General features: G+C 70.1%; 22 protein-coding genes and 2 tRNA genes. 8 read left to right on the plus strand and 16 right to left on the minus strand.

Annotated elements, in window-relative coordinates; all coding sequences use genetic code 11:
- Nucleotides 1-139 precede the first annotated feature (139 nt).
- The 4 genes from ACWGN5_RS05765 (at nt 140) to pknB (ending at nt 6,725) form a co-directional block, all read left to right on the plus strand.
- On the plus strand, nt 140-1,630 hold the full coding sequence (locus ACWGN5_RS05765; RefSeq protein WP_453511583.1) for a Stp1/IreP family PP2C-type Ser/Thr phosphatase: 1,491 nt from the start codon (nt 140-142) through the stop codon (nt 1,628-1,630).
- 26 nt (nt 1,631-1,656) lie between these two features.
- Nucleotides 1,657-3,096 carry an FtsW/RodA/SpoVE family cell cycle protein gene (locus ACWGN5_RS05770; RefSeq protein ID WP_453511584.1) on the plus strand — a complete coding sequence of 480 codons (1,440 nt, stop codon included), beginning with the start codon at nt 1,657-1,659 and terminating at the stop codon, nt 3,094-3,096.
- Nucleotides 3,093-4,559 carry a peptidoglycan D,D-transpeptidase FtsI family protein gene (locus tag ACWGN5_RS05775; RefSeq protein ID WP_453511585.1) on the plus strand — a complete coding sequence of 489 codons (1,467 nt, stop codon included), beginning with the start codon at nt 3,093-3,095 and terminating at the stop codon, nt 4,557-4,559. The genes ACWGN5_RS05770 and ACWGN5_RS05775 overlap by 4 nt, the downstream gene beginning before the upstream one ends.
- A gap of 156 nt (nt 4,560-4,715) precedes the next feature.
- Entirely contained in the window at nt 4,716-6,725 is a 2,010-nt protein-coding gene (pknB, locus tag ACWGN5_RS05780; protein ID WP_453511586.1) for a Stk1 family PASTA domain-containing Ser/Thr kinase, read from the plus strand.
- 88 nt (nt 6,726-6,813) lie between these two features.
- Here pknB and ACWGN5_RS05785 read toward each other — a convergent pair whose 3' ends face one another.
- The 6 genes from ACWGN5_RS05785 to ACWGN5_RS05810 all read right to left on the minus strand — a co-directional run bounded on the left by ACWGN5_RS05785 (nt 6,814) and on the right by ACWGN5_RS05810 (nt 11,118).
- Nucleotides 6,814-7,491 (minus strand): class E sortase, encoded by a 678-nt coding sequence (locus tag ACWGN5_RS05785; RefSeq protein WP_453511587.1) that lies wholly within the window; start codon nt 7,489-7,491, stop codon nt 6,814-6,816.
- A 37-nt stretch (nt 7,492-7,528) separates the two neighbouring features.
- Nucleotides 7,529-8,806, minus strand: a complete 1,278-nt coding sequence (locus ACWGN5_RS05790; RefSeq protein ID WP_453511588.1) for a class E sortase — start codon at nt 8,804-8,806, stop codon at nt 7,529-7,531.
- Nucleotides 8,803-9,441: an aminodeoxychorismate/anthranilate synthase component II gene (locus ACWGN5_RS05795; protein ID WP_453511589.1), complete on the minus strand. Its 639-nt coding sequence runs from the start codon at nt 9,439-9,441 to the stop codon at nt 8,803-8,805. The genes ACWGN5_RS05790 and ACWGN5_RS05795 overlap by 4 nt, the downstream gene beginning before the upstream one ends.
- Entirely contained in the window at nt 9,438-9,599 is a 162-nt protein-coding gene (locus ACWGN5_RS05800) for a hypothetical protein (RefSeq protein WP_015034837.1), read from the minus strand. The genes ACWGN5_RS05795 and ACWGN5_RS05800 overlap by 4 nt, the downstream gene beginning before the upstream one ends.
- 64 nt (nt 9,600-9,663) lie before the next feature.
- Entirely contained in the window at nt 9,664-10,335 is a 672-nt protein-coding gene (locus tag ACWGN5_RS05805; protein ID WP_453511590.1) for a class E sortase, read from the minus strand.
- 15 nt (nt 10,336-10,350) lie between these two features.
- On the minus strand, nt 10,351-11,118 hold the full coding sequence (locus ACWGN5_RS05810; protein ID WP_453511591.1) for a DUF881 domain-containing protein: 768 nt from the start codon (nt 11,116-11,118) through the stop codon (nt 10,351-10,353).
- 140 nt (nt 11,119-11,258) lie between these two features.
- Here ACWGN5_RS05810 and crgA point away from each other — a divergent pair, with 140 nt between their 5' ends.
- Nucleotides 11,259-11,513 (plus strand): cell division protein CrgA, encoded by a 255-nt coding sequence (gene crgA / locus ACWGN5_RS05815; RefSeq protein WP_056565215.1) that lies wholly within the window; start codon nt 11,259-11,261, stop codon nt 11,511-11,513.
- A 303-nt stretch (nt 11,514-11,816) separates the two neighbouring features.
- Here crgA and ACWGN5_RS05820 read toward each other — a convergent pair whose 3' ends face one another.
- Together ACWGN5_RS05820 and ACWGN5_RS05825 are read right to left on the minus strand one after the other, a co-directional pair.
- Nucleotides 11,817-12,680, minus strand: coding sequence for a rhomboid family intramembrane serine protease (locus tag ACWGN5_RS05820; RefSeq protein ID WP_453511593.1), 864 nt, complete (start codon nt 12,678-12,680; stop codon nt 11,817-11,819).
- Nucleotides 12,681-12,702: 22 nt separating this feature from the next.
- Entirely contained in the window at nt 12,703-13,230 is a 528-nt protein-coding gene (locus ACWGN5_RS05825) for a peptidylprolyl isomerase (protein ID WP_453511594.1), read from the minus strand.
- A 183-nt stretch (nt 13,231-13,413) separates the two neighbouring features.
- Here ACWGN5_RS05825 and ACWGN5_RS05830 point away from each other — a divergent pair, with 183 nt between their 5' ends.
- On the plus strand, nt 13,414-14,109 hold the full coding sequence (locus ACWGN5_RS05830; protein ID WP_453511596.1) for a DUF5324 family protein: 696 nt from the start codon (nt 13,414-13,416) through the stop codon (nt 14,107-14,109).
- A gap of 371 nt (nt 14,110-14,480) precedes the next feature.
- Here the strand turns inward: ACWGN5_RS05830 and ACWGN5_RS05835 are convergent, their stop codons facing one another.
- Together ACWGN5_RS05835 and ACWGN5_RS05840 are read right to left on the minus strand one after the other, a co-directional pair.
- Nucleotides 14,481-14,861 (minus strand): DUF6344 domain-containing protein, encoded by a 381-nt coding sequence (locus ACWGN5_RS05835; protein WP_453511597.1) that lies wholly within the window; start codon nt 14,859-14,861, stop codon nt 14,481-14,483.
- 276 nt (nt 14,862-15,137) lie between these two features.
- Nucleotides 15,138-15,210, minus strand: a tRNA-Ala gene (locus tag ACWGN5_RS05840).
- A 130-nt stretch (nt 15,211-15,340) separates the two neighbouring features.
- On the opposite strand from ACWGN5_RS05840, the gene ACWGN5_RS05845 reads away from it, so the two are divergent.
- Both ACWGN5_RS05845 and ACWGN5_RS05850 read left to right on the plus strand, forming a co-directional pair.
- On the plus strand, nt 15,341-15,889 hold the full coding sequence (locus ACWGN5_RS05845; RefSeq protein ID WP_453511599.1) for a helix-turn-helix domain-containing protein: 549 nt from the start codon (nt 15,341-15,343) through the stop codon (nt 15,887-15,889).
- Between the two features lie 64 nt (nt 15,890-15,953).
- The gene (locus ACWGN5_RS05850; protein ID WP_453511601.1) at nt 15,954-17,312 is read left to right on the plus strand and encodes a protein kinase domain-containing protein; all 1,359 of its coding nucleotides are present in this window, start codon (nt 15,954-15,956) and stop codon (nt 17,310-17,312) included.
- A gap of 12 nt (nt 17,313-17,324) precedes the next feature.
- Here the strand turns inward: ACWGN5_RS05850 and ACWGN5_RS05855 are convergent, their stop codons facing one another.
- The 6 genes from ACWGN5_RS05855 to gyrA form a co-directional block, all read right to left on the minus strand.
- The gene (locus tag ACWGN5_RS05855) at nt 17,325-18,635 is read right to left on the minus strand and encodes a hypothetical protein (RefSeq protein WP_453511602.1); all 1,311 of its coding nucleotides are present in this window, start codon (nt 18,633-18,635) and stop codon (nt 17,325-17,327) included.
- Nucleotides 18,632-20,548: a vWA domain-containing protein gene (locus tag ACWGN5_RS05860; RefSeq protein ID WP_453511603.1), complete on the minus strand. Its 1,917-nt coding sequence runs from the start codon at nt 20,546-20,548 to the stop codon at nt 18,632-18,634. The genes ACWGN5_RS05855 and ACWGN5_RS05860 overlap by 4 nt, the downstream gene beginning before the upstream one ends.
- Nucleotides 20,549-20,703: 155 nt before the next feature.
- Nucleotides 20,704-20,838, minus strand: a complete 135-nt coding sequence (locus ACWGN5_RS05865; RefSeq protein ID WP_003958712.1) for a DLW-39 family protein — start codon at nt 20,836-20,838, stop codon at nt 20,704-20,706.
- 161 nt (nt 20,839-20,999) lie between these two features.
- Nucleotides 21,000-21,073, minus strand: a tRNA-Ile gene (locus ACWGN5_RS05870).
- Between the two features lie 101 nt (nt 21,074-21,174).
- A complete protein-coding gene (locus ACWGN5_RS05875; RefSeq protein ID WP_453511605.1) occupies nt 21,175-21,735 on the minus strand; it encodes a DUF3566 domain-containing protein in 561 nt (186 codons plus the stop codon).
- Nucleotides 21,736-21,841: 106 nt separating this feature from the next.
- The gene (gene gyrA / locus ACWGN5_RS05880; RefSeq protein WP_453511606.1) at nt 21,842-24,436 is read right to left on the minus strand and encodes a DNA gyrase subunit A; all 2,595 of its coding nucleotides are present in this window, start codon (nt 24,434-24,436) and stop codon (nt 21,842-21,844) included.
- Nucleotides 24,437-24,448 lie beyond the last annotated feature (12 nt).

Here is a 24,448-nt window from a genome sequence, read left to right on the forward strand (position 1 = left end):
GGACGGTCCCCACCACGGGACGTGCCGCGCTCCCGACCGGAGCGACTGAAGCGACCGGCGTGACCGGAGCGACCGGAGGGTGGGCAGTGTGGGTCGAGACCGGCTGTACCCCGATGCAGCGTCGACAGGGCAGGTGGGCATGACTCTGTCCCTGCGATTCGCCGCGGGCTCGCACAAGGGCATGATCCGGGAGGGCAACGAGGACTCGGGCTACGCCGGTCCCCGGCTGCTCGCGATCGCGGACGGCATGGGCGGCCAGGCCGCCGGTGAGGTCGCCTCCTCCGAGGTGATCTCCACGCTCGTCACGCTCGACGACGACGTCCCCGGCTCCGACATCCTCACCTCGCTCGGTACGGCGGTGCAGCGCGCCAACGACCAGCTGCGGATGATGGTCGAGGAGGACCCGCAGCTGGAGGGCATGGGCACCACGCTCACCGCCCTGCTGTGGACCGGCCAGCGGCTCGGTCTCGTGCACGTCGGAGACTCCCGCGCCTATCTGCTCCGCGACGGTGTCCTCACCCAGATCACCCAGGACCACACCTGGGTCCAGCGCCTCGTCGACGAGGGCCGGATCACCGAGGAAGAGGCCACCACGCACCCGCAGCGCTCGCTCCTGATGCGCGCGCTCGGCAGCGGCGACCACGTCGAACCCGACCTCTCCATCCGTGAGGTCCGGGCCGGCGACCGCTATCTGATCTGCTCCGACGGCCTGTCCGGCGTGGTCTCGCACCAGACCCTCGAGGACACCCTCGCCAGCTACCAGGGCCCGCAGGAGACCGTGCAGGAGCTGATCCAGCTCGCGCTGCGCGGCGGCGGCCCCGACAACATCACGGTGATCGTCGCCGACGTCCTCGACGTCGACGGCGGCGACACCCTCGCCGGTCACCTCAGCGACACCCCGGTCATCGTGGGCGCGGTCGCGGAGAACCAGGCACAGCTGAACGACGGCGGGGCGATGCAGACCCCGGCCGGCCGCGCCTCGGGCCTCGGCCGCCCCGCGCCGCACCAGCAGCCGCCCGCCGGCGGCTTCGGTCCGCCCGGCAGCGGCGACGACCACGGCTACGGCGGCATGCCCCCGCAGGGCTCCTTCGACTCGTACACGGACGACGACTTCGTCAAGCCGCGCACCGGCCGCAAGTGGCTCAAGCGCTCCTTCTTCATCGTCCTCGTCCTCGCCGTCGTCGGCGGCGGCCTCTACGGCGCCTGGCGCTGGACGCAGACGCAGTACTTCGTGGGTGCCAAGGACCAGCACGTGGCGCTGTACCAGGGCATCAGCCAGGACCTGGCGTGGGTGTCGCTGTCGAAGGTCGAGAAGGACCACCCCGAGATCGAACTCAAGTACCTCCCCGCCTACCAGCGGAAGCAGGTCGAGGACACGATCGCGGGCGGCAGCCTCGGCAAGGCCGAGACGAAGATCTCCGAGCTGGCCGTGCAGGCCTCGGCCTGCAAGAAGGCCGAGCAGCGGCACGCCGCCGCCGAGAAGGCCGCCGACCAGGCGAGCAAGCCGCCGGCCACCCAGAAGCCGGGCACCGCCACCCCTGACTCCAAGCCCACCACAGCCGCTCCGTCCCCGGGTCCCACCCTCACCGCGGAGGAGCAGAAGCTGGCCTCGAACTGCGGCAAGCAGTAAGCACCCGTAGGGGGCCTTTCACCACCATGAGCGTTGTCACCAACACGACCACCATCGGCGCGATCGAGGCGCCGAGCCGCCGCAACACCGAGCTGGCGCTGCTCGCGTTCGCCGTCGTCATCCCGGTGTTCGCGTACCTCAACGTGGGCCTGGCCATCGACGGCAAGGTCCCGGCCGGCATGGCCGGGTACGGCCTCGGGCTCGCGCTGCTCGCGACCGTCGCCCATCTCGTGGTGCGCAAGTGGGCCCCGTACGCGGACCCGCTGCTGCTTCCCCTCGCGACCCTGCTCAACGGTCTGGGCCTGGTGCTGATCTGGCGTCTCGACCAGTCGCCGCGGCTGATCGCGACCTCGATGCGGCTGTACAAGAGCTTCAGCCCCGACGCACCCAGCCAGATGATGTACTCGGCGGTCGGCGTCGCCATGTTCGTGGGCGTGCTGCTGCTGCTCAAGGACCACCGCGTCCTCCAGCGCTACACGTACATCTCCATGGTCGCGGCCCTCGTCCTGCTGCTGTTGCCGCTCGTCCCGGGCCTCGGCGCGGACGTCTTCGGCGCCAAGATCTGGATCCGTATCGGCGGCTTCTCGATCCAGCCCGGTGAGTTCGCCAAGCTGGTCCTCGCCGTGTTCTTCTCCGGCTACCTGATGGTGAAGCGGGACGCGCTGGCGCTGGCCAGCCGCCGTTTCATGGGGCTCTACCTGCCGCGCGGCCGTGACCTCGGCCCGATCCTGACGATCTGGGCGGTCAGCCTCCTCATCCTGGTCTTCGAGAACGACCTCGGTACCTCGCTCCTCTTCTTCGGCATGTTCGTGATCATGCTGTACGTGGCGACGGAGCGGACCAGCTGGATCGTCATGGGTCTGCTGATGGCCGTGGCGGGCGCCGTGGTCGTCGGCTCCACCGCCAGCCACGTGCAGTCGCGTGTGGCCGCGTGGCTCGACCCCTTCGGCTGCCTGGAGACCGCCACCGACCAGAACATGCTGAACGCCTGTGACCAGATGACGCAGGTGCTCATGTCGTTCGGTTCGGGCGGCATCCTCGGCACCGGTCTCGGCCAGGGCAACTCCGACCTGATCCAGTTCGCCGCCAACTCCGACTTCATCTTCGCCACCGTCGGCGAGGAGCTCGGTCTGACCGGCGTCATGGTCTTCCTGCTGCTGTACGGCCTGATCATCGAGCGCGGCATCCGCACCTCCCTCGCCGCCCGCGACCCCTTCGGCAAGCTGCTCGCGATGGGCCTCTCCGGTGCCTTCGCGCTCCAGATCTTCGTCGTCGCCGGCGGTGTGATGGGGCTCATCCCCCTCACCGGTATGACCATGCCGTTCCTCGCGTACGGCGGTTCCTCCGTGATCGCCAACTGGGCCCTGATCGGCATCCTCATCCGGATCAGCGACACCGCGCGCCGTCCCGCGCCCGCGCCCGCCCCGTCCCCCGACGCCGAGATGACCCAGGTGGTCCGTCCGTGAACAAGCCGCTGCGGCGGGTCGCGATCTTCTGCGGCCTGCTGGTCCTCGCCCTGCTCCTGCGGGACAACTGGCTCCAGCTCGTCCGCGCCGACGAACTGAACGCCCACCCCAAGAACCGGCGCGTCCAGATCGAGCGGTACTCGAACGAGCGCGGCAACATCGTCGTCGACGGCAAGCCCATCACGGGCTCCATCGACTCGGGCGACAAGTTCTACAAGTACAAGCGGACCTATCTGGACGGCCCCATGTGGGCCCCCGTCACCGGGTACGCCTCGCAGGCCTACGACGCCAACCAGATCGAGAAGATCGAGGACGGCATCCTCACGGGCAACGACGACCGCCTCTTCTTCGACCGCACCATGGCGATGTTCACCGGTGAGAAGAAGAAGGGTGGCGATGTCATCACCACCCTCAACGGCGCCGCGCAGAAGGCCGCCTTCGAGGGCCTCGGCAGCAAGACCGGCGCCGTCGTCGCCATCGAGCCGAAGACCGGCAAGATCCTCGCGATGGCGTCCACGCCCTCGTACGACCCCTCCTCCTTCGCCGGCTACTCCGCCAAGGACGAGAAGGCCTGGGTCGCGCTGGAGAAGGACAAGAACAAGCCGAAGCTGAACCGCGCGATCCGCGAGATCTACCCGCCCGGCTCCGTCTTCAAGGTGGTCACCGCCGCCGCGGCGCTGGAGAACGGCAAGGTCAGCGACATCAACGCGCCGACCGACACTCCGGAGGGCTGGAAGCTCCCGCTCTCCACCAAGGAGATGGTCAACCACGCCAAGGGCTGTGCCAACGCCAGCCTGAACCGCGCCCTGGAGATCTCCTGCAACTCGGTCTTCGCGAAGCTCGGCGACGACATCGGCCGCGACAAGATGGTCGAGATGGCGGAGAAGTTCGGCTTCAACGCCGAGCAGTTCACCCCGGTCCGCTCCTCGGCCTCCGTCTACGACAAGAAGGCCGACCGCCCCGGTAACGCGCTCTCGTCGATCGGCCAGTTCAACACCGCGACCACCCCGCTGCAGATGGCGATGGTCACAGCGGCGATCGCGAACGACGGCAAGCTGATGAAGCCGTACATGATCGACCAGCTGCGCGCCCCGAACGTCGACATCATCAAGCAGAACGAGCCGGAGGAGCTGAGCCGCCCGGTCTCGCCGGAGACCGCGCAGAAGCTCCAGCAGATGATGGAGAACGTCGTCTCCAACGGCACCGGCGGCAAGGCCGACCTGAACATGGACGGCGTGAAGGTCGGCGGCAAGACGGGTACGGCCCAGCACGGCGAGAAGAACGCCAAGCGTCCGTACGCCTGGTTCATCTCGTACGCGAAGACGTCCGAGGGCTCCCCGGTCGCGGTCGCCGTCGTCGTCGAGGACTCGGCCGGCACCGACCGTGAGGACATCACCGGTGGTGGCCTCGCCGCCCCGATCGCGAAGGCCGTTATGAAGGCGGTCCTGAAGACCCGGGGCTGACCCCCCGGACCCCGTACGAGCCAGGTACCGGTCAGGTATCAGCTACCGGCCCCGGGCGGAACGCCTTCCCGGGGCCGGTAGCGTATGCGCGAACAGCACACACCGCCGGACCACCCATGGGTGCGGTCGGGACAGACGGAGAGGGCTGGATTAGCTATGGAAGAGCCGCGTCGCCTCGGCGGCCGGTACGAGCTGGGCCCGGTGCTCGGCCGTGGTGGCATGGCCGAGGTGTACCTCGCCCAGGACACCCGGCTCGGCCGCACCGTCGCCGTGAAGACGCTGCGGGCCGACCTGGCCCGCGACCCGTCCTTCCAGGCCCGGTTCCGCCGTGAGGCACAGTCCGCCGCCTCGCTCAACCACCCGGCGATCGTCGCGGTCTACGACACCGGTGAGGACTACGTCGACCAGGTCTCCATCCCGTACATCGTGATGGAGTACGTCGACGGGTCGACCCTGCGTGAGCTGCTTCACTCCGGGCGCAAGCTGCTGCCCGAGCGCACGCTCGAGATGACGGTCGGCATCCTCCAGGCGCTGGAGTACTCGCACCGCGCCGGCATCGTGCACCGTGACATCAAGCCGGCGAACGTCATGCTGACGCGCACCGGCCAGGTCAAGGTCATGGACTTCGGCATCGCGCGCGCCATGGGCGACGCGGGCATGACCATGACGCAGACCGCCGCGGTCATCGGCACGGCCCAGTACCTCTCCCCGGAGCAGGCCAAGGGCGAGCAGGTCGACGCCCGGTCCGACCTGTACTCCACCGGCTGCCTGCTCTACGAGCTGCTCACCGTCCGGCCCCCGTTCATCGGCGACTCCCCGGTCGCGGTCGCGTACCAGCACGTCCGCGAGGAGCCGCAGCCGCCGAGCAACTTCGACCCCGAGATCACACCCGAGATGGACGCCATCGTCCTGAAGGCGCTGGTCAAGGACCCCGACTACCGGTACCAGTCCGCCGACGAGATGCGCGCGGACATCGAGGCCTGCCTCGACGGTCAGCCGGTCGCGGCCGCCGCCGCGATGGGGATGGGCATGGCGGGCGCACCCGGGTACGGCGGGGGCTACGGCGGCTATCCGCCGGAGGACCAGCCGACCACCGCGCTGCGCCAGGCCGACCCGGCCGGCCAGACGTCGATGCTGCCGCCGGTCAACCCGGACGACGGCGGCTACGGCTATGACGACCGTCCGGACCGCCGTCGCGGCGGTGGCCAGAAGAAGTCGAACACCTCGACGATCCTGCTGGCTCTGGCGGGCGTCCTGGTGCTCGTCGGCGCGATCTTCATCGGTGTCTCGCTCTTCGACAAGAAGGACGCGCCGCAGAAGGTCACGATCCCGCAGCTGGTCGGCCAGACGATGGCCGTGGCGCAGGACCGCGCGACGAACGCCCAGGTGAAGGTCCAGCAGACCGGCACCGAGCGCTGCGACCAGCCCAAGGACACCATCTGCCGCCAGGACCCGGCCGCGGACGGCTCCGCGACGATGGACAGGGACGGCACGATCCAGGTGGTCGTCTCCGAGGGCGCCCCGCTCATCGAGGTCCCGGACGTCATGGAGCAGTCCCAGGAGCGGGCCGAGCAGACCCTCAAGGACAAGGGCTTCAAGGTCAAGGTCGAGCAGGAGGAGTCCGAGGAGGAGCCGGGCACGGTTCTGAAGCAGAACCCGGACGGCGGCACCAAGGCCGAGAAGAACTCCGAGATCACGATCACCGTCGCGAAGAAGCAGCTGACGGAGCTTCCCAGCGTCAAGGGCCGGACCTACGACCAGGCCGTCCAGCAGCTGAACTCGCTCGGCTTCACGAGCGTGACCAAGGAGGACGTCGACTCGCCCGAGCCCGCGGGCACGGTCGTCGACCAGACCCCGCAGGGCCCGTCGAACCAGCCGAAGGACGTCCAGATCACGCTGAAGGTCTCCAAGGGCCCGCAGCAGACCATGGTCACGATTCCCTCGGGTCTGACCGGCAAGACGTACAAGGAGGTCCGGGACCTGCTGCAGAGCCTGGGTCTGCAGGTCTCCCAGGCGGGCTCCGACAAGGAGGACGCCATGGTCATCAACACGAACCCGCCGGAGGGCACCCAGGTTCCCACCACCCAGCCGATCACCGTGAACACGATCGGCGGCGGAGGCGGGGGCAACAACGGCGGGAACCCCGGCGGCGGCTTCTTCGGCTGAGCCCCGCACGCACCCGGTACGCACACGGGAGAGCCCCGGCATCCAGTACGGATGCCGGGGCTCTCCCGTTTGTCTCGTCCGCCGATGCTCAGCGCAGCTCCGCCGGCGGGGTGCGGTCGCGGTCGACCTTCTCCGTGCGTTCCAGTTCGCCCCAGACGATGTAGCGGTAGTCCGAGGTGTACAGGGGGGTGCAGGTGGTCAGCGTGATGTAGCGGCCGGGCTTGGACCTGCCGGATTCCTTCGGGACGGGCTGGAGGACGTCCACGTTGAACTTCGTCGTCTCGGGCAGGGTCTTGTAGACCTTGTAGACGTACCAGGTGTCCTTCGTCTCGAAGACGATCGCGTCCCCGGTCTTCAACTTGTGGATGTTGTGGAATTTGGCGCCGTGCCCGTCCCGGTGCGCGGCGAGCGTGAAGTTGCCCTGCTTGTCCTGCGGCAGCGCGGACTTGATCGGGTCGGTGTAGTAGCCGGCCACGCCGTGGTTGAGGACGGCGGTGCCGGTGCCCTGCTTCACCAGGACCTCGCCGTTCTTCATGGCGGGTACGTGGAGGAAGCCGATGCCGTCCTTGGTGTCGAGCGCCCCGGGGCCCTGGTCGGCCCACTGGTCGCGGACCTGTGCGCCGTCCTTGTCGGCGGCGCGGTCGGCGAGGACGTTCGTCCACCACAGCGAGTAGACGACGAAGAGGCCGAGTACCAGGCCCGCCGTGATGAGGAGTTCGCCGAAGAGGCTGATGATCCCGGCGATCCGGTTGCGCGCGCGTGCCACTAGGTCGTCCCGTCGTCCCGTCCGGAGGTGTGGGGTCTCAGCCTACGAGCGCTGCCGGCTTTCCCTTGCTGCGCGGGCGTTCCTCGACCAGCTTGCCCCACACGATCATGCGGTACGTGCTGGTGAACTCCGGCGTGCAGGTGGTCAGTGTGATGTACCGGCCGGGGCCCTTGAAGCCGGACTGCTTCGGTACGGGGTCGATCACCGAGACGTTGGAGGGCGAGGTCTGCGGCAGGATGCTGGCCATCTCGTACGTGTAGTACGCGGTCTTGGTCTCGACGACGATCGGGTCGCCGGGCTTCAACTGGTTGATATACCGGAACGGTTCGCCGTGGGTGTTGCGGTGGCCGGCCACCGCGAAGTTGCCCTGCTTGTCGGCCGGCATGGCCGTCTTGAGCTTGCCCTCGCCGTAGTGGCCGACCATGCCCTTGTCGAGGACCTTGGGCTTGCTGATGCCCTCGGCGATGGGGGCGACGACGTCCAGCTTGGGGATGTACATGATGGCGAAGCCCTTGCCGGGCTCGAAGGCCTCGGGCTTGTCCTCGCCGCCGCCCTGGTTCCAGGTGTCCTCGATCTGCTCCTTGGCCCGGTCGGTCTCCTGGCCGGCGAGGACGTTCGTCCACCACAGCTGGTAGGTGACGAAGAGGAGCATGACGACGCCGAGGGTGATGAAGAGTTCTCCGACGACCCGGCTGGCGACGACGCCGACGCTGTCCTTGGCGGCGCGGGCGGCGCGCCGGGCCTCGACGCGGGAGAGGGGACGTCCTTCGGCGGCGGACGGCGCGGGGGTCGTGGGTGCGGCGGCGCGGTTGCGGCCGCGGCCGCCCTTGGCGGCGCGACGGCGCTCGGCCCGCCCGGGGCCGGGCCCCGGCTCGGCAGGCGCGTCGGACGGCGCCCCGGAGGGCTCTTCCACGGCCCGCAGGGGCATCGTCTCGTCCCGCGGGGCCTCCGGGGCCTCCTCCGCCTCGTACGCCCCGTACGAGGGCTCGTAGGGGGCCTCGGGGGCGTACGGCTCGGCGGGGGCGTAGGACTGCGCGGGGGCGTAGGGCTCGGCGGGCGGCGCGTACGACTCGGCGGCGGCCCCGTACGAAGGCTCCGCGGGCGCGTACGCGGCGCCGGCGCCGTACTGCTCGGCCTGCGGCGCGTACTGCTCAGCCTGTACGTGCTGCTCGGCCTGCGGCGCGTACTGCTCAGCCGGTACGTGCTGGTCCGCATGTACGTACGGTTCGGCGGGCGCGTACGGATCCCCGGGTATCGGCTCCTCGTCCGGCCCCGGCAGGTTGGTCGCCCGGAACCACGGCGAGCCCGTCGTCACGCGACGGCCTTGCCCACCACCGGAGCGAGCCCCGCCGACCGGCCGACCGCCCCCTTGTCGCCGCACTGCTCCAGCCAGTTGGCGAGCATCAGGTGCCCGTGCTCGGTGAGGACCGACTCGGGGTGGAACTGCACGCCCTCGACGGGGAGTTCACGGTGGCGCAGCCCCATGATGATGCCGTCGTCGGTCCGTGCCGTGACCTCGAGCTCGGCCGGCAGGGTGGCCGGCTCGGCGGCGAGGGAGTGGTAGCGGGTCGCGGTGAACGGCGAGGGGAGACCGGCGAAGACACCCTTGCCCCCGTGCGTGACGAGCGAGGTCTTGCCGTGCAGCAGCTCGGGCGCGCGGTCGACGACTCCGCCGTACGCCACGGCCATCGACTGCATGCCGAGGCAGACGCCGAAGACGGGCACGCCGGTGTCGGCGCAGTGCCGGACCATGTCGATGCAGACCCCGGCCTGTTCGGGCGCGCCGGGCCCGGGGGACAGCAGGACGCCGTCGAAGCCGTCCTGTGCGTGGCTCAGCTCGACCTCGTCGTTGCGGAGGACTTCGCACTCGGCGCCGAGCTGGTAGAGGTACTGAACGAGGTTGAAGACGAAGCTGTCGTAGTTGTCGACGACGAGAATTCGCGCGCTCACTGGCCGTCCACCGTCACATCGTTGAACGGAAGCAGAGGCTCCGCCCAGGGGAACACGTACTGGAAGAGGACATAGACGACCGCGAGGACCAGCACGATCGAGATCAGCGCCCGTACCCACGCGTTGCCCGGCAGATGCCGCCAGATCCAGCCGTACATGACGTGGACCGCCCCTTCCGTTCGTTACGGGGACCAGAGTACGGGGCGAGCGGGCCGTGAGGGGTCAGCTGCCCAAAGCCTGTGGACGGCCGTCGGTCACGGGGCGGGTGGCGTCGAGGTGCGCCCAGACGATCAGCCGGTGGCTGCTGCCCCACTCGGGGTCGCAGGTGGTGAGGGTGAGGTAGCGGCCGGGCCCGTCGAAGCCGGACTTCCTGGGGACGGGGTCGACGACGGCGGTGTCCCCGGGGACGGTCCGGTAGGGGCCGCGGTCGATCCGGTAGGTGAACCAGGTGGTGCCGTCGGTGAGGACGATCGCGTCGCCGGGGCGCAGCCGCGGGAAGTCCTTGAAGGGGTCGCCGTGGGTGCGGCGGTGCCCGGCGACGGCGAAGTTCCCGGTGCCGCCGAGCGTGGTGGTGCGGGTGTAGTGCCCGAGGCCCTTCTTCAGGACGTCGGGTCCCGTGCCTTCGAGGACGGGCCATTTCCAGTCGCGGCCGAGCCGGGGGACGTACATCACGGCGATGCCCTTGCCGGTGGCGTACGGCGCCGGTACGCGCGCGGGTGCGGGTGCGGCGGCGACGGGGGTGTCGGCCCAGGCGCGCTGGAGGGTGTCGATCTGGGCGGCGCTGGCGTCGGCGGCCTGGACGCCGGTCCAGTACAGGAGGTAGGCGACGAAGAGGACGATGAGGGCGCCGGCGGTGATGCACAGCTCGCTGAGGGTCCTCACGAGGAGACGCAAGCGGCCCTCCCGCTGTCAGCTCACCGGCTTCGCGTAGTGGAGGTCCACTGTGCCCGAGTACCCGGGAAGAGTCACCGCCCTGTGCTCGTCGACTTTCCAGCCGAGCCCGTACGCCTTGACGTACAGCTGGTAGTTCTGGAGCGCGGGGGAGCCGGCCAGCGCCCTGGTCAGCTTGGACCGGTCGCCGACGGCGGTGATCTTGTACGGCGGCGAGTAGACGCGGCCCTGGAGGATCAGGGTGTTGCCGACGCAGCGGACGGCGCTGGTGGAGATGAGCCGCTGGTCCATGACCCGGATGCCTTCGGCGCCGCCCTGCCACAGGGCGTTGACGACGGCCTGGAGGTCCTGCTGGTGGATGACCAGGTCGTTGGCCTGCGGTTCGGGGTAGCCGGGGGCGGCCTGGGCGTTGGGCGGGGCGTCGTCGAGGGTGACGGTGAGGCCGGAGCCGGAGACCTCGGTGGTCCCCGCGGTCGCTTCGAGCGCGTCGAGTTTCTCGTCCTCCGCGCGCGTGGAGCCGTCGTCGCGGGCGGCGAGGGAGTCGACCTGGCCGCGGAGGGCGGCGGTGGACTCGTCGAGGCCGGCGTTCTTGTGGCTGCGTTCCTCGATGAGGTCGGAGAGCCTCAGGAGCGAGGCGTCCGTGCGGATGTTGGTGCCCTTGGCGGTGTTGAAGCTCGTGACGAAGATCAGTCCGGCGAGGGCGAAGACGGCAAGGGTGAGCACTCGGACGGGGCGCCACCTGGTGGTGCGGCCCGGCCCTTCGGGAGTGTCGGCGGAATTGCTCAACGTACCCTGATCCCCTTCGGTGCCGCGGAACCACTACGCTAACGGACGCCTGGGGGACGCAGTCGTCCTCCTTCGTCACATCCCGGCGCCAGCCACAGTTCCCTGCGCGGTCACGCAGCGCATCGACAGGAGAGTCCCTCGTGCCGAAGTCACGGATCCGCAAGAAGGCCGACTTCACGCCTCCGCCCGCCAAGCAGGCCACCAACATCAAGCTGACCAACCGCAGCTGGGTGGCGCCGGTGATGCTGGCGCTGTTCGCCATCGGTCTGGTGTGGATCGTGGTCTTCTACGTCACCGACGGCTCGATGCCGGTCGAGTCGATCCGGAACTGGAACATCGTGGTGGGCTTCGGCTTCATCGCGGCCGGCTTCGGCGTCTCCACGCAGTGGAAGTAGCGGCGGACCGGTCGATGTAGCGGTCGCAGCGGCCGCTCGTCAAGCTCTCCCCCGAGCTTATCCACAGCGTTGTGCACAGCACTGGATAACTTACGAAGATCTGTGGATAACTCGCACGAGGTTGACGGCGGTATGACCGGAATCACCCTCGGCAGAACGTGCGACGCCCCTCGCCTCCCTGGAGAAATACCAGGTCAGAGGCGAGGGGTGTCGTCTTTCCCCACCGTCTGGGGAGGATCCGCCACGCACTGTGGATAACTCTGGGGAAAGCTCACTGCAGAGCTCGTCCACAGGTCCCTGCGCTCAGGTGAGCGCGGCCGATCGGGCGAGCACGATCCCCAGGTCGATCAGGAGCACCAGGGCACAGGCCCCGTACTGCACCAGGTCCCGCCGGGCCCTGGGCGCGTGCACCATCGCGTACGTCAGCAGGACGCCGGCCACCAGACCGCCGACGTGCGCCTGCCAGGAGATCCCCGGACGGGTGAACGTGATGAGCAGGTTCAACGCCACGAACAGGAGCGCGGGCCGCATGTCCTGCCGCCGGCGCCGGGCCAGCACGATCCACGCTCCGAGCAGGCCGTACACGATGCCCGAGGCACCGAGCGAGAACTGGTTCTGCGGGGAGAGCAGATAGGCGAGCGCGGAGCCGGACAGCCCGGAGAGCAGGCAGAGCGCCGTGTACCGGATCCGCCCCAGCTCGGGCTCGACGATCCCGCCGATCATCCACAGGCCCAGCATGTTGAAGAGGAAGTGCGGGAGCTCCTGATGGAGGAAGGCGGAGGTCAGCAGGCGGTACCACTCGCCGTCCGCGACCCCGACGAGCTCACCGGTCGGCAGGTAGGCGCCGCCGATCAGCGCGAGGTCGTCCAGGAGCCGCTCGCCGACCACCTGGACGGCGATGAACAGCGCCAGGTTGATCGCCATGAGGATCTTGGTGACCAGGCGTCCGTCCGCCGCCACCCGTCCTCCCGCCAGCGTCCGGGGCTGGTTGGCGGTGGGGGCGTGCCCGGTGCCCGAGCCGCCCCGTACGCACTCCGGGCACTGGAAGCCGACGGACGCGGAGATCATGCACTGCGTGCAGATGGGTCTGTCGCAGCGGGCGCAGCGGATGCCGGTCTCGGCCTCCGGGTGGCGGTAGCAGCGCAGCAGACCGGGCTGCGTGTCCATGGCGGGTCCCGTCCCTTCCGCCTCAGCGCTTCTCGATCACCACGGACTCGACGACGACGTCCTGGAGCGGACGCTCGGTGTGGGGGTCGGTCGCGGTGGTCGCGATCGCGTCCACGACCTTCCGGCTCTCCTTGTCGGCGACCTCGCCGAAGATGGTGTGCTTGCGGTTCAGCCAGGTCGCGGGGCCGACGGTGATGAAGAACTGCGAGCCGTTGGTGCCCGGGCCGGCGTTGGCCATGGCCAGCAGGTACGGGCGGTCGAAGAAGAGCTCCGGGTGGAACTCGTCGGCGAACTCGTACCCGGGGCCGCCCGTGCCGTTCCCCAGCGGGTCGCCGCCCTGGATCATGAAGCCCTTGATGACCCGGTGGAAGACCGTTCCGTCGTAGAGCGGGTCCGAGGAGACCGTGCCGGTGGCGGGGTGCGTCCACTCACGCTCGCCGGAGGCGAGCTCGACGAAGTTCCGGACCGTCTTCGGGGCGTGGAACGGCATCAGCCGCACCTCGATGTCGCCCAGGCTCGTCCTGAGGGTCGCGTACAGCTGCTCGGCCACGGTCGCCTTCCGTCCCACGTCGTGTCGCGTCGTGTCGCGTCATGTCACGTCTGTCTCTGGCGTGTCCGATCCTCGCATGCCCCGGATGCCAGCCCCACATGCCGGACGCCGCTCCGGCGGGCATGATTCCGAAAAGGATGGAAAGGTGAAAAACCGACATCGCCACCGAGGAGGAGGAATCCCGTGACCCGCATGGACAGCGTGCGCGCCGCGACAGGTTCGGCGAAGGAGAGCGTCCTGCACGCCGCGGAAGTGGTGGCGCCGTACGCCGACTCGGCCAAGGACCAGGCCGCGCACTACGCACACGAGGCGCGCGTGGTGATCGCGCCGAAGGTCTCGAAGGCCGCGTCCGCGGCCCGTACGCAGGCTCGCGCGCAGTACGACTCGTATGTCGCACCGCACGTACCACCGCGGGTCGACGCGGCCGCACACCGTGCGGCGGTCAAGACCCGCCGGGCCGCCCGTCAGGCGGCCGACTACACCGTTCCGCGCGTCGAGAGCGCGGTCGCCGCGACCGGTCCCGTCCTCGAGGAGGCCGGGTCGCGTTCCACCGCCGCCTGGGCCGCGCTGCGCGGTCAGGTGACGCCGAAGGAAATCCAGAAGATCGTGAAGAAGCACGAGCGTCGGGCCAGGGCCGGACGCCTCGCCAAGGGACTCGTCGTCCTCGGCGTACTGCTCGGCGGCGCGTTCGTCGCCTGGAAGTGGTGGGACAAGCAGGCCAATCCCGACTGGCTGGTCGAACCTCCCGCTCCCACCGAGATGGACGAGGGCTCACCGCTGTCGTCCGTCGACGGCAGTGCGACTCCTCGTGACGCGGAGGTGGAGACCGAGGCCGATGCCGATGCCGCGGAAGCCGCCGACCGCGACGAACGCCGCTGACCGACCGCCACTCCTCCTACCGAGGTCCTACCGGGTCCTGCTGGGTCCTGCTGGGTTCTGCTGAGTCCTGCTGGGGTTCTGCTGGGGTTCTGCTGGGGTTCTGCTTGGTCTTGCCGAGTCCTGCTGGGGTTCTGCTGGGGTTCTGCTTGGTCTTGCTGAGTCCTGCTGGGGTTCTGCCTGGCCTTACAGGGTCCTGCTGGAGTTCTGCCGGGTCCTGCTGGGTCTCACAGGGTCCTGCCGGGTCTTACCGGGTTCTGCCAGGTCTCACCGGATCCTGCTGGGTGCTGTCCTTGTTCTGCTGCGGCCCTGCCAGGGCCGCTGAGGTCCTGCGAGTGGGGTGTGGGGAGTACGCGTCGTCGGCTCCCCACGCCCTACGCCGCCGCGGCGGCGAGCGCCAGGTCCGTCAGCGCGGCCGGGTCGCTCTCGACGCCGGCGGTCGACGAGGACCGCTGACGCGCGGAGGGGGAGGAACCGTGGGCCTCGGCGGCGATGCGCTGCTTGATGGTGGGCGGCAGGGAGCGGTCCCCGGCCAGCGGCCAGCGATGCGTCCGCGGTGCCGGTACGGAGGCGAGCGCGCGCTCCCCGGTCGGGACGGCGGCGCGGGCGGCGGCGGGCGCGGCCGGCTCCTCGGGCTGCTGGACGGCGGGCTGCCCGGCCGCGGCGGCGGTGTTCGCCAGGCCGACGGGGGCGAGGAGGGCGAAGAGGACGGAGATGAAGGCGGTCCAGAACTGCTTGACCTTGGCGGTGGCCATGGCCCCTCACTTTCGTGACGTTCTCGGATGGTTCATTTCGGGTTGCGCGCTTTACGTACTTTTCTCATGATGTGGATGCGGACCCGATTTCCGCGGACCGACGCCGCCGTCGCGCAGTTCTTCCGATGAACACCACCCGGACGGACCAGCGCCGCCCCCGGTCACCCAGCGCCACGGCGCCCGAACCCGGCCCCGTACGCCCGCGCACGCGCCCCGCACGGAACGCGAAAGACCCCCCTGTCCTGCGCTTCCGCAGGTCAGGGGGGTCTGTCCGAGTGGAGCCTAGGGGAGTCGAACCCCTGACATCTGCCATGCAAAGACAGCGCTCTACCAACTGAGCTAAGGCCCCGGAACGAGGACAGCGTACCGGGTCACCCCCCATGTCCGGCAAAAGGATTGGGACTCCCGGTCGGCGACCACTCTCCGTAAGATGCTGACCGAGGTTCGCAGTGGCGAACCTAAGGGATGGGGAGTAAGTAATGGACGCAGCGCAGCAGGAAGCCACGGCAAGAGCCAGAGAGCTTCAGCGCAGTTGGTACGGAGAGCCGCTGGGGGCGCTCTTCCGTCGCCTGATCGACGATCTCGGGCTCAACCAGGCCAGGCTCGCGGCCGTGCTCGGGCTGTCTGCGCCCATGCTGTCCCAGCTGATGAGCGGCCAGCGGGCCAAGATCGGCAACCCGGCCGTCGTCCAGCGCGTCCAGGCCCTCCAGGAGCTCGCCGTCCAGGTCGCCGACGGCAGCGTCAGCGCCGCCGAGGCCACCGACCGCATGGACGAGATCAAGAAGTCGCAGGGCGGCTCCGTCCTCACCGGCACGGGCCAGACCGCCACCGGATCCGGCGCGCCGACCGTGCGCCGTGTGGTCCGCGAGATCCAGTCGCTGCTGCGCTCCGTGGCGGCCGCCGGCGACATCATCGACGCCGCCGACTCGCTCGCCCCGGCGCACCCGGAACTGGCAGAGTTCCTCCGGGTGTACGGCGCCGGGCGCACCGCCGACGCGGTCGCCCACTACGAGTCGCACCAGAACTGACGCGGGCCCGGCAGCCGGCCGGCACCGCGGAGAGACGACGCACACGGGGAGCGGGCGCAGCGCGATGGGTGAGGTCTTCGCTGGTCGGTACGAGCTGATCGACCCGATCGGACGCGGCGGGGCGGGCGCGGTGTGGCGTGCCTGGGACCACCGGCGCCGCCGCTATGTGGCGGCCAAGGTGCTCCTGCAGAGCGACGCGCACACGCTGCTCCGCTTCGTCCGTGAGCAGGCGCTGCGGATCGATCATCCGCACGTCCTCGCCCCGGCCAGCTGGGCCGCCGACGACGACAAGGTCCTCTTCACCATGGACCTGGTGGCCGGCGGCTCGCTGGCCCACGTCATCGGGGACTACGGCCCGCTGCCGCCCCGCTTCGTCTGCACGCTGCTCGACCAGCTGCTGTCGGGCCTGGCCACGGTGCACGCCGAGGGGGTCGTGCACCGTGACATCAAGCCCGCCAACATCCTGATGGAGGTCACCGGCACCGGGCGGCCGCATCTGCGGCTCTCCGACTTCGGCATCTCCATGCGCAAGGGCGAGCCCCGCCTCACCGAGACCAACTACGTGGTGGGGACGCCCGGTTATTTCGCGCCCGAGCAGCTCCTCGGCGCCGAGCCGGACTTCACCGCCGACCTCTTCGCGGTCGGCCTGGTCGCGCTCTATCTGCTCCAGGGCCGCAAGCCGGACTCCCAGGCCCTGGTGGAGCACTTCCTCGCGCACGGCACCCCCGGCGCCCCCGGGGGCATTCCCGAGCCCCTGTGGCAGGTCCTGGCGGGTCTGCTCCAGCCCGACCCGCAGGCCCGGTTCCGGACGGCCACGGGAGCGCGCAAGGCGCTGAGCGCCGCCGTCGAGATGCTGCCCGAGACGGGCCCCGGCGAGGAGCCGGTCGAGATCTTCGACCAACTCGGCCCGCTTCCGACCGGCTTCGGCCCCGAAGGCCCCACGACCTCCGCAGCCCCGGCAGGCACCGCCACCACGGACCTCGCCGCGCCGGCACCCGCCCCCGTACCGCCCCAGGAGCAGCCCGCACAGCCGGCCCAGCCCGCTACTCCCCCCGCACAGCAGCCCGCACAGCACCCCGTACAGCCCCAGCACCAGCCGTACCAGCCCACCGCTCACGCCCCGGCGGCCCCGGCGGCTCCCACGCTGCCCGGGCCCTCCGAGACGGGCAGCTTCCACCTGCCTCCCCCGGTCACGCACCCGACCCCCTCCTTCGAGCAGGCGCCCAGCTCCACGACGCCGTACGGACAAGCCCCTACTCATCCATACACCGCTCGACCCGATCAGGTTCCCGCCCCGCACACGGCCCCCACGCCGCTCGCCCCCGTACGCCGACCGGGACCGCCCCCGAAGGTGACGGTCCCGGTGCTCCTGCTCGCGCTGGTGTCGCTCGCGGTCGGTTTCTGGGCCCTGGCGCAGATCTGAGCCCGCGGGGTTCTAGGCCCTGCGCCGGACCAGCAGGGTCCACGCCCCGAGCCCGAGCAGCAGCACGGTCCCGGTGCCGAGGCCGGCCGCCGCGACGACCGTCATGGTGTCGCTCCGCTCGGCGGCCTGCTCCACCTGCGCGCCGCTGGACCCGCTCGCGGCCGCCTCCTTGTCGTCGGCGGTCACGGTGAACGCCCCGGGGTCCCCGTCGTACCCGGGGCCGGGCACGGCCTTGTTCATGAGGTTCACCCGCAGCGTCAGCGGGACCGGCTTGTCGCCGTAGTCCTTTGCGACGGCCGGGCTGAGGGTGGCCGACAGGTAGTACCAGCCGGCGAACCGCATGCCGTTGGTGGCGTCGTCGTACGCGGTGCGGTTCTCGTGGGCCACCGGCCGCTGCGGGCCGAGCTCGACCGTCGCGGGCTTCCCGTCGTAGGTGACGGTGTTCTCGTCGACGTGGCCGAGCGCCGGGTTCTCCAGGGAGAGCACGAGCGCGTTCGAGATGTACGTGTCGGCGGCGGAACTGCTGCCGAGCTCGGCGGTGGTGAAGAGCTGCTGTCCCCAGTCGACGGGCACCCGGTAGAAGAGCGTCTGGCCGGGCCGGATGTCGGAACGCCACTCGCCCTGCGTCAGGGAGGCGGCGTCGTGGATGCCGGAGCCGCCCTGCCGCGGCTTGGGGCCGCCCGTCGGCGGCGCGGGCGGGGCGGAGGGCCAGGCGGACGGCAGCTCGGTCGGCCCGGCCTTCTTCAGCGGCGGCTCGGACAGGTGCCGGATCTCGAGCTCCCAGTCGTCCGGGGTGGAGGTCGCCTTCGAGGTGCGCTCGACGAGCACGTAGAAGGCCCCCGCCTGCTGGCAGCTGGAGATGTCCGCGTTGACGATCCGGCGGGCGTACGCGGCGAGGGGCCGCGGGTAGTCGGACGTCCCGAAGTTGACCTGCTGGTAGCTGCATTCGGCGCCGGAGCCGTCCTGCATGCTCACCTTGAAGCCGTCGCCGTACTCGACCGTCCCGCCGGGCTTCGGCACGGCGACCACGGAGACGTACGAGCTCAGCCTGGCGTCGAGGTCGACCCGGTAGTAGAGCTTGCCGTCCTTCTTGACGGTGTCCCGGTACGTCTGGCCCGTCTTCAGGGCCTTCGCGTCGAGGCTGGAGGCGGCGCCCTGGATCCGCTGGGCCGAGCCGTCGAAGGCGTACGGCGGTACCGGGGTCCCTTCGGCCGCCCGGGCCTGGACGGGCAGTCCCGTCACCGCGCCCACGGCCGCGGCCGCCGCGATCAGGGCTCCCGCCCTCCGGCCGATCCCGGTCCGCCTGCCGGCCTGCGTGCTCACGCGTCTCTCCCGTTCCTTCCCGCCCTGCGCCGCGCCCGCCCGAGGGCGATCAGCACCCCGGCGAGCAGCACCAGCGCCCCGCCGCCCACCGCGACGGCCGTGGTGCCGGTCCATCCTGCCCCGCCCGCACCTCCGGTGTCCGCCCGCGCGGTGGATTCGTCCTGCTTCGTGGGCGCCTTCACGCGCGCGTGGTGCTCGGGTCCGGCCTTTTCCTCGCCGAGGACGGCGATCCGCAGGACGACGGCGATCTCGGGGTTGCGGGCGATCCTGGCCGCGTCGGCGCCGAGGGTGACGGCGATGTAGTGGCCGCCGGGCGTGTGCACGGGGATGACGTTCGGGTTCGCCTCGTAGCGGTTGCTCCAGGCGACCGGGACGGTGCCCATCTTCAGCGCGGTCGGTTCCCCGTTATAGGTGCGCTGGGAGTCGAAGACGCCCGTGCCGAAGCCGACCGGCTGCCGGGCCGGGGTGTAGACCTCGGTGCCGGCGTACGACATGACCGAGGAGCCGAACTGCCCGACGGTCGGCTCGTTCGCGAACTCGACGTCGTAGCGGAGCTGCTGGCCCCAGCCGACCGGCACCTTGAACCAGAGGGTCTGGGCGGGCAGCAGCCGGTCGCGCCAGACGCCGGGGCCGAGCTCCTGGGCGTCGTTGAAGCCGGTGCCGCCGCGGACGTCCTTCGGGTCGCCGACGGGCAGGACGGCCTTCGGGCCACCGGCCCCGTACTCGGACTCCGACTGGGCCGGGACGGTCCCGGCGGGCAGCGGCCTCTCGACACCGTGGACGAGCTCCAGGGGCCAGCGGGCCGCATCGGACCGCGGCTTGCTCTCCCGTTCGACGGCCAGCCAGTAGCGGCCTGCGTTGTCGCAGGTGGAGTACCGCGTCTCGGTGGGGATGCGGGAGACGGCCGAGGTCAGCGGGGTGGCGCCCTCGTCCTGTTGGAAGATCACGCTCTTGGTCGCGCAGCCGCCCTCGTCGCCGATGCCGGAGACCCAGACGAGGGTGGTGGTCAGCTTGTCGACGGTGTCCACGGCGGCGCCGGGCTGCGGCACGGCGGTGGCGGCGAAGTCCACGGTGGAGACGGAGTCCAGGTCGACCGCGTAGTACCGCTTCTCGCCGGGCCCGATGGTGTCGAGGTACTGGCCGGGCGGCAGCGCGGGCGCGCCGTCCCTGGTGGGCGTGCCCTCGATCCGGGTGCCGCGCAGCCGGTAGCCGTCCGCGGAGAGGCGGGCGGCGCGCTGGAGCTGGCGGGCGAGCGCGTCGGCGTCGGGCGCGTCGTAGTAGCGGCCGTTCCCGGCCTCGGCGACGCACTCCAGCTGCTCGCGGGCCTTGCCCTTCACCTGGAAGCCGACGGTGTCGATGCGCAGCCCGATGCCCTGGCGGGCGAGCTCGGCGGCGACCTCGCAGGGCCGCGGGGTGCCGCAGGTGTCCTCGCCGTCCGAGATCAGCAGGATCGTGCGGGTGGTGATGGCCCCGGGAGCCGGCGCGGGGAGGTCTTCCGCGGCCTTGCGCAGCGAGAACCCGATGGGGGTGTCCCCCTTGGGCGTGAGGGCGGCCACGGCCGCCTTGAGGCCGGCCCGGTCGAGCGGGGCGACCGGCTTCACGAGCCGGGTGTCGGTGCAGCCGCTCGCCCGGTCGGCGCCGTACACGCGCAGTCCGGTGGGGTGGCCGTCGGGGAGGCCGTCGACGACGGTCCCGACCGCGTCGCGGGCCGCCGCCATCCTCGTACGCCCGGGGTCCCCGCCGCCGCCCACCGGGTCGGCCATGGATCCGGAGGAGTCGAGCACCATGACGAGGCTGCCCCCGCCGGGTTCCTGTGCGGTCTCGGCCGCCGCCGCCGGGGCGGGTACGAGCAGCAGGGCGAACAGTCCGGCGGCCACGCCCCCCGCCGTGCCTCGTCGAAGTCTCGGTCCCATGGTCGTCCCCCTTGTTCGCGCTCGATCAACTTTGCTTTAGCAAGCTAGTGATTTGCGCTGGCGAACTCAAGGGAACCCGTGTCACGGTCCTGGAACAGCGAAACCCCGGCGGCGCTCACGCGCTGCCGGGGCCTCACCCACAGAATGTGTGTCTCTCAGACACCGGAACCTGCGGGCACGGAGTCGGTCGCCTCCGTCCACAGATCCTGCTCGGCGCGATCCGCCTGGATCTGGCGGTACACGAGGAGCCCGCCGATGGCGGCCAGTGCGACCAGGAGAAGCTTCTTCACCGCGCGACCTCGTCTTTCGTTGACGTAGGAGACTTCTGACGCCCACTCTACACATCGACCGATACCGATCGGTGACCTGTACGGGCTTCGCACCCCTGCTTCAAACCTCGCACAAACGAGAACGACCCGGATGGAGGAACCATCCGGGTCGATCTGCACTGTGGGGCTAACAGGATTTGAACCTGTGGCCTCATCCTTATCAGGGATGCGCTCTAACCAACTGAGCTATAGCCCCGCCGCGCTTTGCGGTTTTCGTGTCCGCCGCGCTGACTCCTGAACATTAGCGCACGTGGGGGCCAGTCCCAAAATCGATACCTGGGGCCGGCCCCACGCGGGCTACTCGTCCTCGGCCAGCGTCAGCTCGACACCGCCCACGAAGCCCGCCGAGAGGTTGTAGATGAAGGCGCCCAGCGTCGCGAGGGCGGTCATCAGGACCACGTCGATCACGGCGATCACCGAGGTGAACATCAGGACCCGCGGCAGCGACAGGAAGGACTGCAGATCGAAGCCGTTGGACTCGTTCGAGCCCGTGGCCTCGCTGATCGTGCCGCCGACCGTCGAGAAGACGCCCATGGCGTCCATGACCATCCACAGCACCGCCGCGGCCACGACCGTGCAGATGCCCAGCGCGATGGAGAGCAGGAAGCTCACCTTCATCACCGACCACGGATCGGCCTTGGCCACCCGCAGCCGCGCCTTGCGCGTCCTGGGCGTCGTGCGCGCCCCGGTGCGCGGCCGGCGCACGGCGCCGCTCTGCCCGCCCTGCGTACCGCCCGCAGGCGTGCCGTACGCCTGCGGCGGATGGTAGGGCCCGCTCGGCTGCCCCTGGGGGCGCTCGCCGGGCAGCGGCCCGTTGTACGTCTCGTACGAGGGCTGCTGCCCCCGAGTGTCCGTCACCGCAACCCCCTGGGAGTCCGTGGCGGGGCCACGGGCGCCGTTCGCTCCAGCACCAGCAGAAGCTCCGGCAGCCGCCGATCCGGCGCCCGTGGCTCCACTCACGCTCTTACTCCTCGTGCTCCCCGGCCGAAGGCTCCGTGCCCTCGACCGCCTCGGCGTCGACCTCGACCGACTCGACCACGCCCTCGGCGTCGTCGAGATCCTCGTCCTCGCTGCCCGCCTCGGCGTTCCGTGCGATGCCGACGACGGCATCGCGCTTGCCCAGGTTGATCAGCTGGACGCCCATGGTGTCACGGCCGGTCTCCCTGACTTCGTTGACTCGCGTACGAATCACACCGCCGGACAGCGTGATGGCGAGGATCTCATCGGTCTCCTCGACCACCAGCGCGCCCACGAGCGAACCACGGTCCTCCACGATCTTGGCGGCCTTGATACCGAGGCCGCCGCGGCCCTGGACGCGGTACTCGTCGACGGGGGTGCGCTTCGCGTACCCGCCGTCGGTCGCGGTGAAGACGAACGTACCGGGCCGGACGACATTCATCGAGAGCAGCTCGTCGTCCTCGCGGAAACTCATCCCCTTGACGCCCGAGGTGGCACGTCCCATCGGACGCAGCGCGTCGTCGGTGGCGGTGAAGCGGATCGACTGCGCCTTCTTGGAGACGAGGAGCAGGTCGTCCTCGGAGGAGACCAGCTCGGCGCCGATCAGCTCGTCGTCGCCGCCGTCCGCCGTCTCCCGGAGGTTGATCGCGATGACACCGCCGGAGCGGGGCGAGTCGTAGTCCTTCAGCGCGGTCTTCTTCACGAGGCCGGCCTTGGTGGCGAGCACCAGGTACGGCGCGGCCTCGTAGTCGCGGATCGCCAGGATCTGGGCGATCTGCTCGTCCGGCTGGAAGGCGAGCAGGTTGGCCACGTGCTGGCCGCGCGCGTCCCGGCCGGCGTCCGGCAGCTCGTACGCCTTGGCCCGGTAGACCCGGCCCTTGTTCGTGAAGAACAGCAGCCAGTGGTGGGTGGTGGAGACGAAGAAGTGGTCGACGATGTCGTCCTGCTTCAGCTTCGTGCCGCGCACACCCTTGCCGCCGCGCTTCTGCGAGCGGTAGTCCTCGGTCTTCGTCCGCTTCACATAGCCGCCGCGCGTGATGGTGACGACGATGTCCTCCTCGGCGATCAGGTCCTCGATGGACATGTCACCGTCGAAGGGCACGAGCTTGGAGCGGCGGTCGTCGCCGAACTTCTCGACGAGCGCGGCCAGTTCCTCGCTGACGATGGTCCGCTGCTTCTCCGGGGAGGCCAGGATCGCGTTGTACTCGTCGATCTTCGCCTGGAGCTCGTCGTGCTCGGCGACGATCTTCTGGCGCTCCAGGGCGGCGAGCCGGCGGAGCTGCATCTCCAGGATCGCGTTGGCCTGGATCTCGTCGATGGCGAGGAGGTCCATCAGGCCCGTGCGGGCCACCTCGACCGTGTCGCTGCGGCGGATGAGCGCGATGACCTCGTCGATCGCGTCGAGGGCCTTGAGCAGACCGCGCAGGATGTGGGCGCGCTCCTCGGCCTTGCGCAGCCGGAACTTCGTCCGGCGGACGATGACCTCGATCTGGTGCGTCACCCAGTGGCGGATGAACGCGTCGAGCGAGAGGGTGCGCGGCACGCCGTCGACGAGCGCCAGCATGTTCGCGCCGAAGTTCGTCTGCAGATCGGTGTGCTTGTACAGGTTGTTGAGGACGACCTTGGCGACGGCGTCGCGCTTGAGCACGATGACCAGGCGCTGACCGGTCCGGGACGAGGTCTCGTCGCGGACGTCGGCGATGCCGCCGATCTTGCCGTCCTTCACCAGGTCGGCGATCTTCTGCGCGAGGTTGTCGGGGTTGGTCTGGTACGGCAGCTCCGTGACCACCAGGCACTGGCGGTTCTGGATCTCCTCGACCTCGACGACCGCGCGCATCGTGATCGAGCCACGGCCGGTGCGGTACGCCTCCTCGATGCCCTTGCGGCCGACGACGAGCGCGCCGGTGGGGAAGTCGGGGCCCTTGATCCGCTCGATCAGCGCGTCGAGGAGCTCCTCGTGGCTGGCCTCGGGGTGCTCCAGCGCCCACTGGGCGCCGGCCGCGACCTCGCGCAGGTTGTGCGGCGGGATGTTGGTGGCCATACCGACGGCGATACCGGCCGAGCCGTTGACCAGCAGGTTCGGGAACCGGGCCGGGAGGACCGTCGGCTCCTGGTTGCGGCCGTCGTAGTTGTCCGTGAAGTCGACGGTCTCCTCGTCGATGTCGCGGAGCATCTCCATCGACAGCGGCGCCATCTTGCACTCGGTGTAGCGCATGGCGGCGGCCGGGTCGTTGCCCGGGGAGCCGAAGTTGCCGTTGGAGTCGACGAGCGGCATGCGCATCGACCAGGGCTGGGCGAGGCGGACGAGCGCGTCGTAGATCGAGGAGTCGCCGTGCGGGTGGTACGTACCCATGACGTCACCGACGACGCGGGCGCACTTGTAGAAGCCCTTCTCGGGCCGGTACCCGCCGTCGTACATCGCGTACAGCACGCGCCGGTGGACGGGCTTGAGGCCGTCCCGTACGTCGGGCAGCGCGCGGGACACGATGACGGACATCGCGTAGTCGAGGTACGAGCGCTGCATCTCGGTCTCGAGCCCGACGGGCTCGATCCGCAGCACGGGTTCCTGCTCTTCGGTGGTCGGGGTGGTTTCGTCGGCCATTGCTGGTCGTCA

This window comes from Streptomyces sp. NPDC055815, assembly GCF_053616475.1.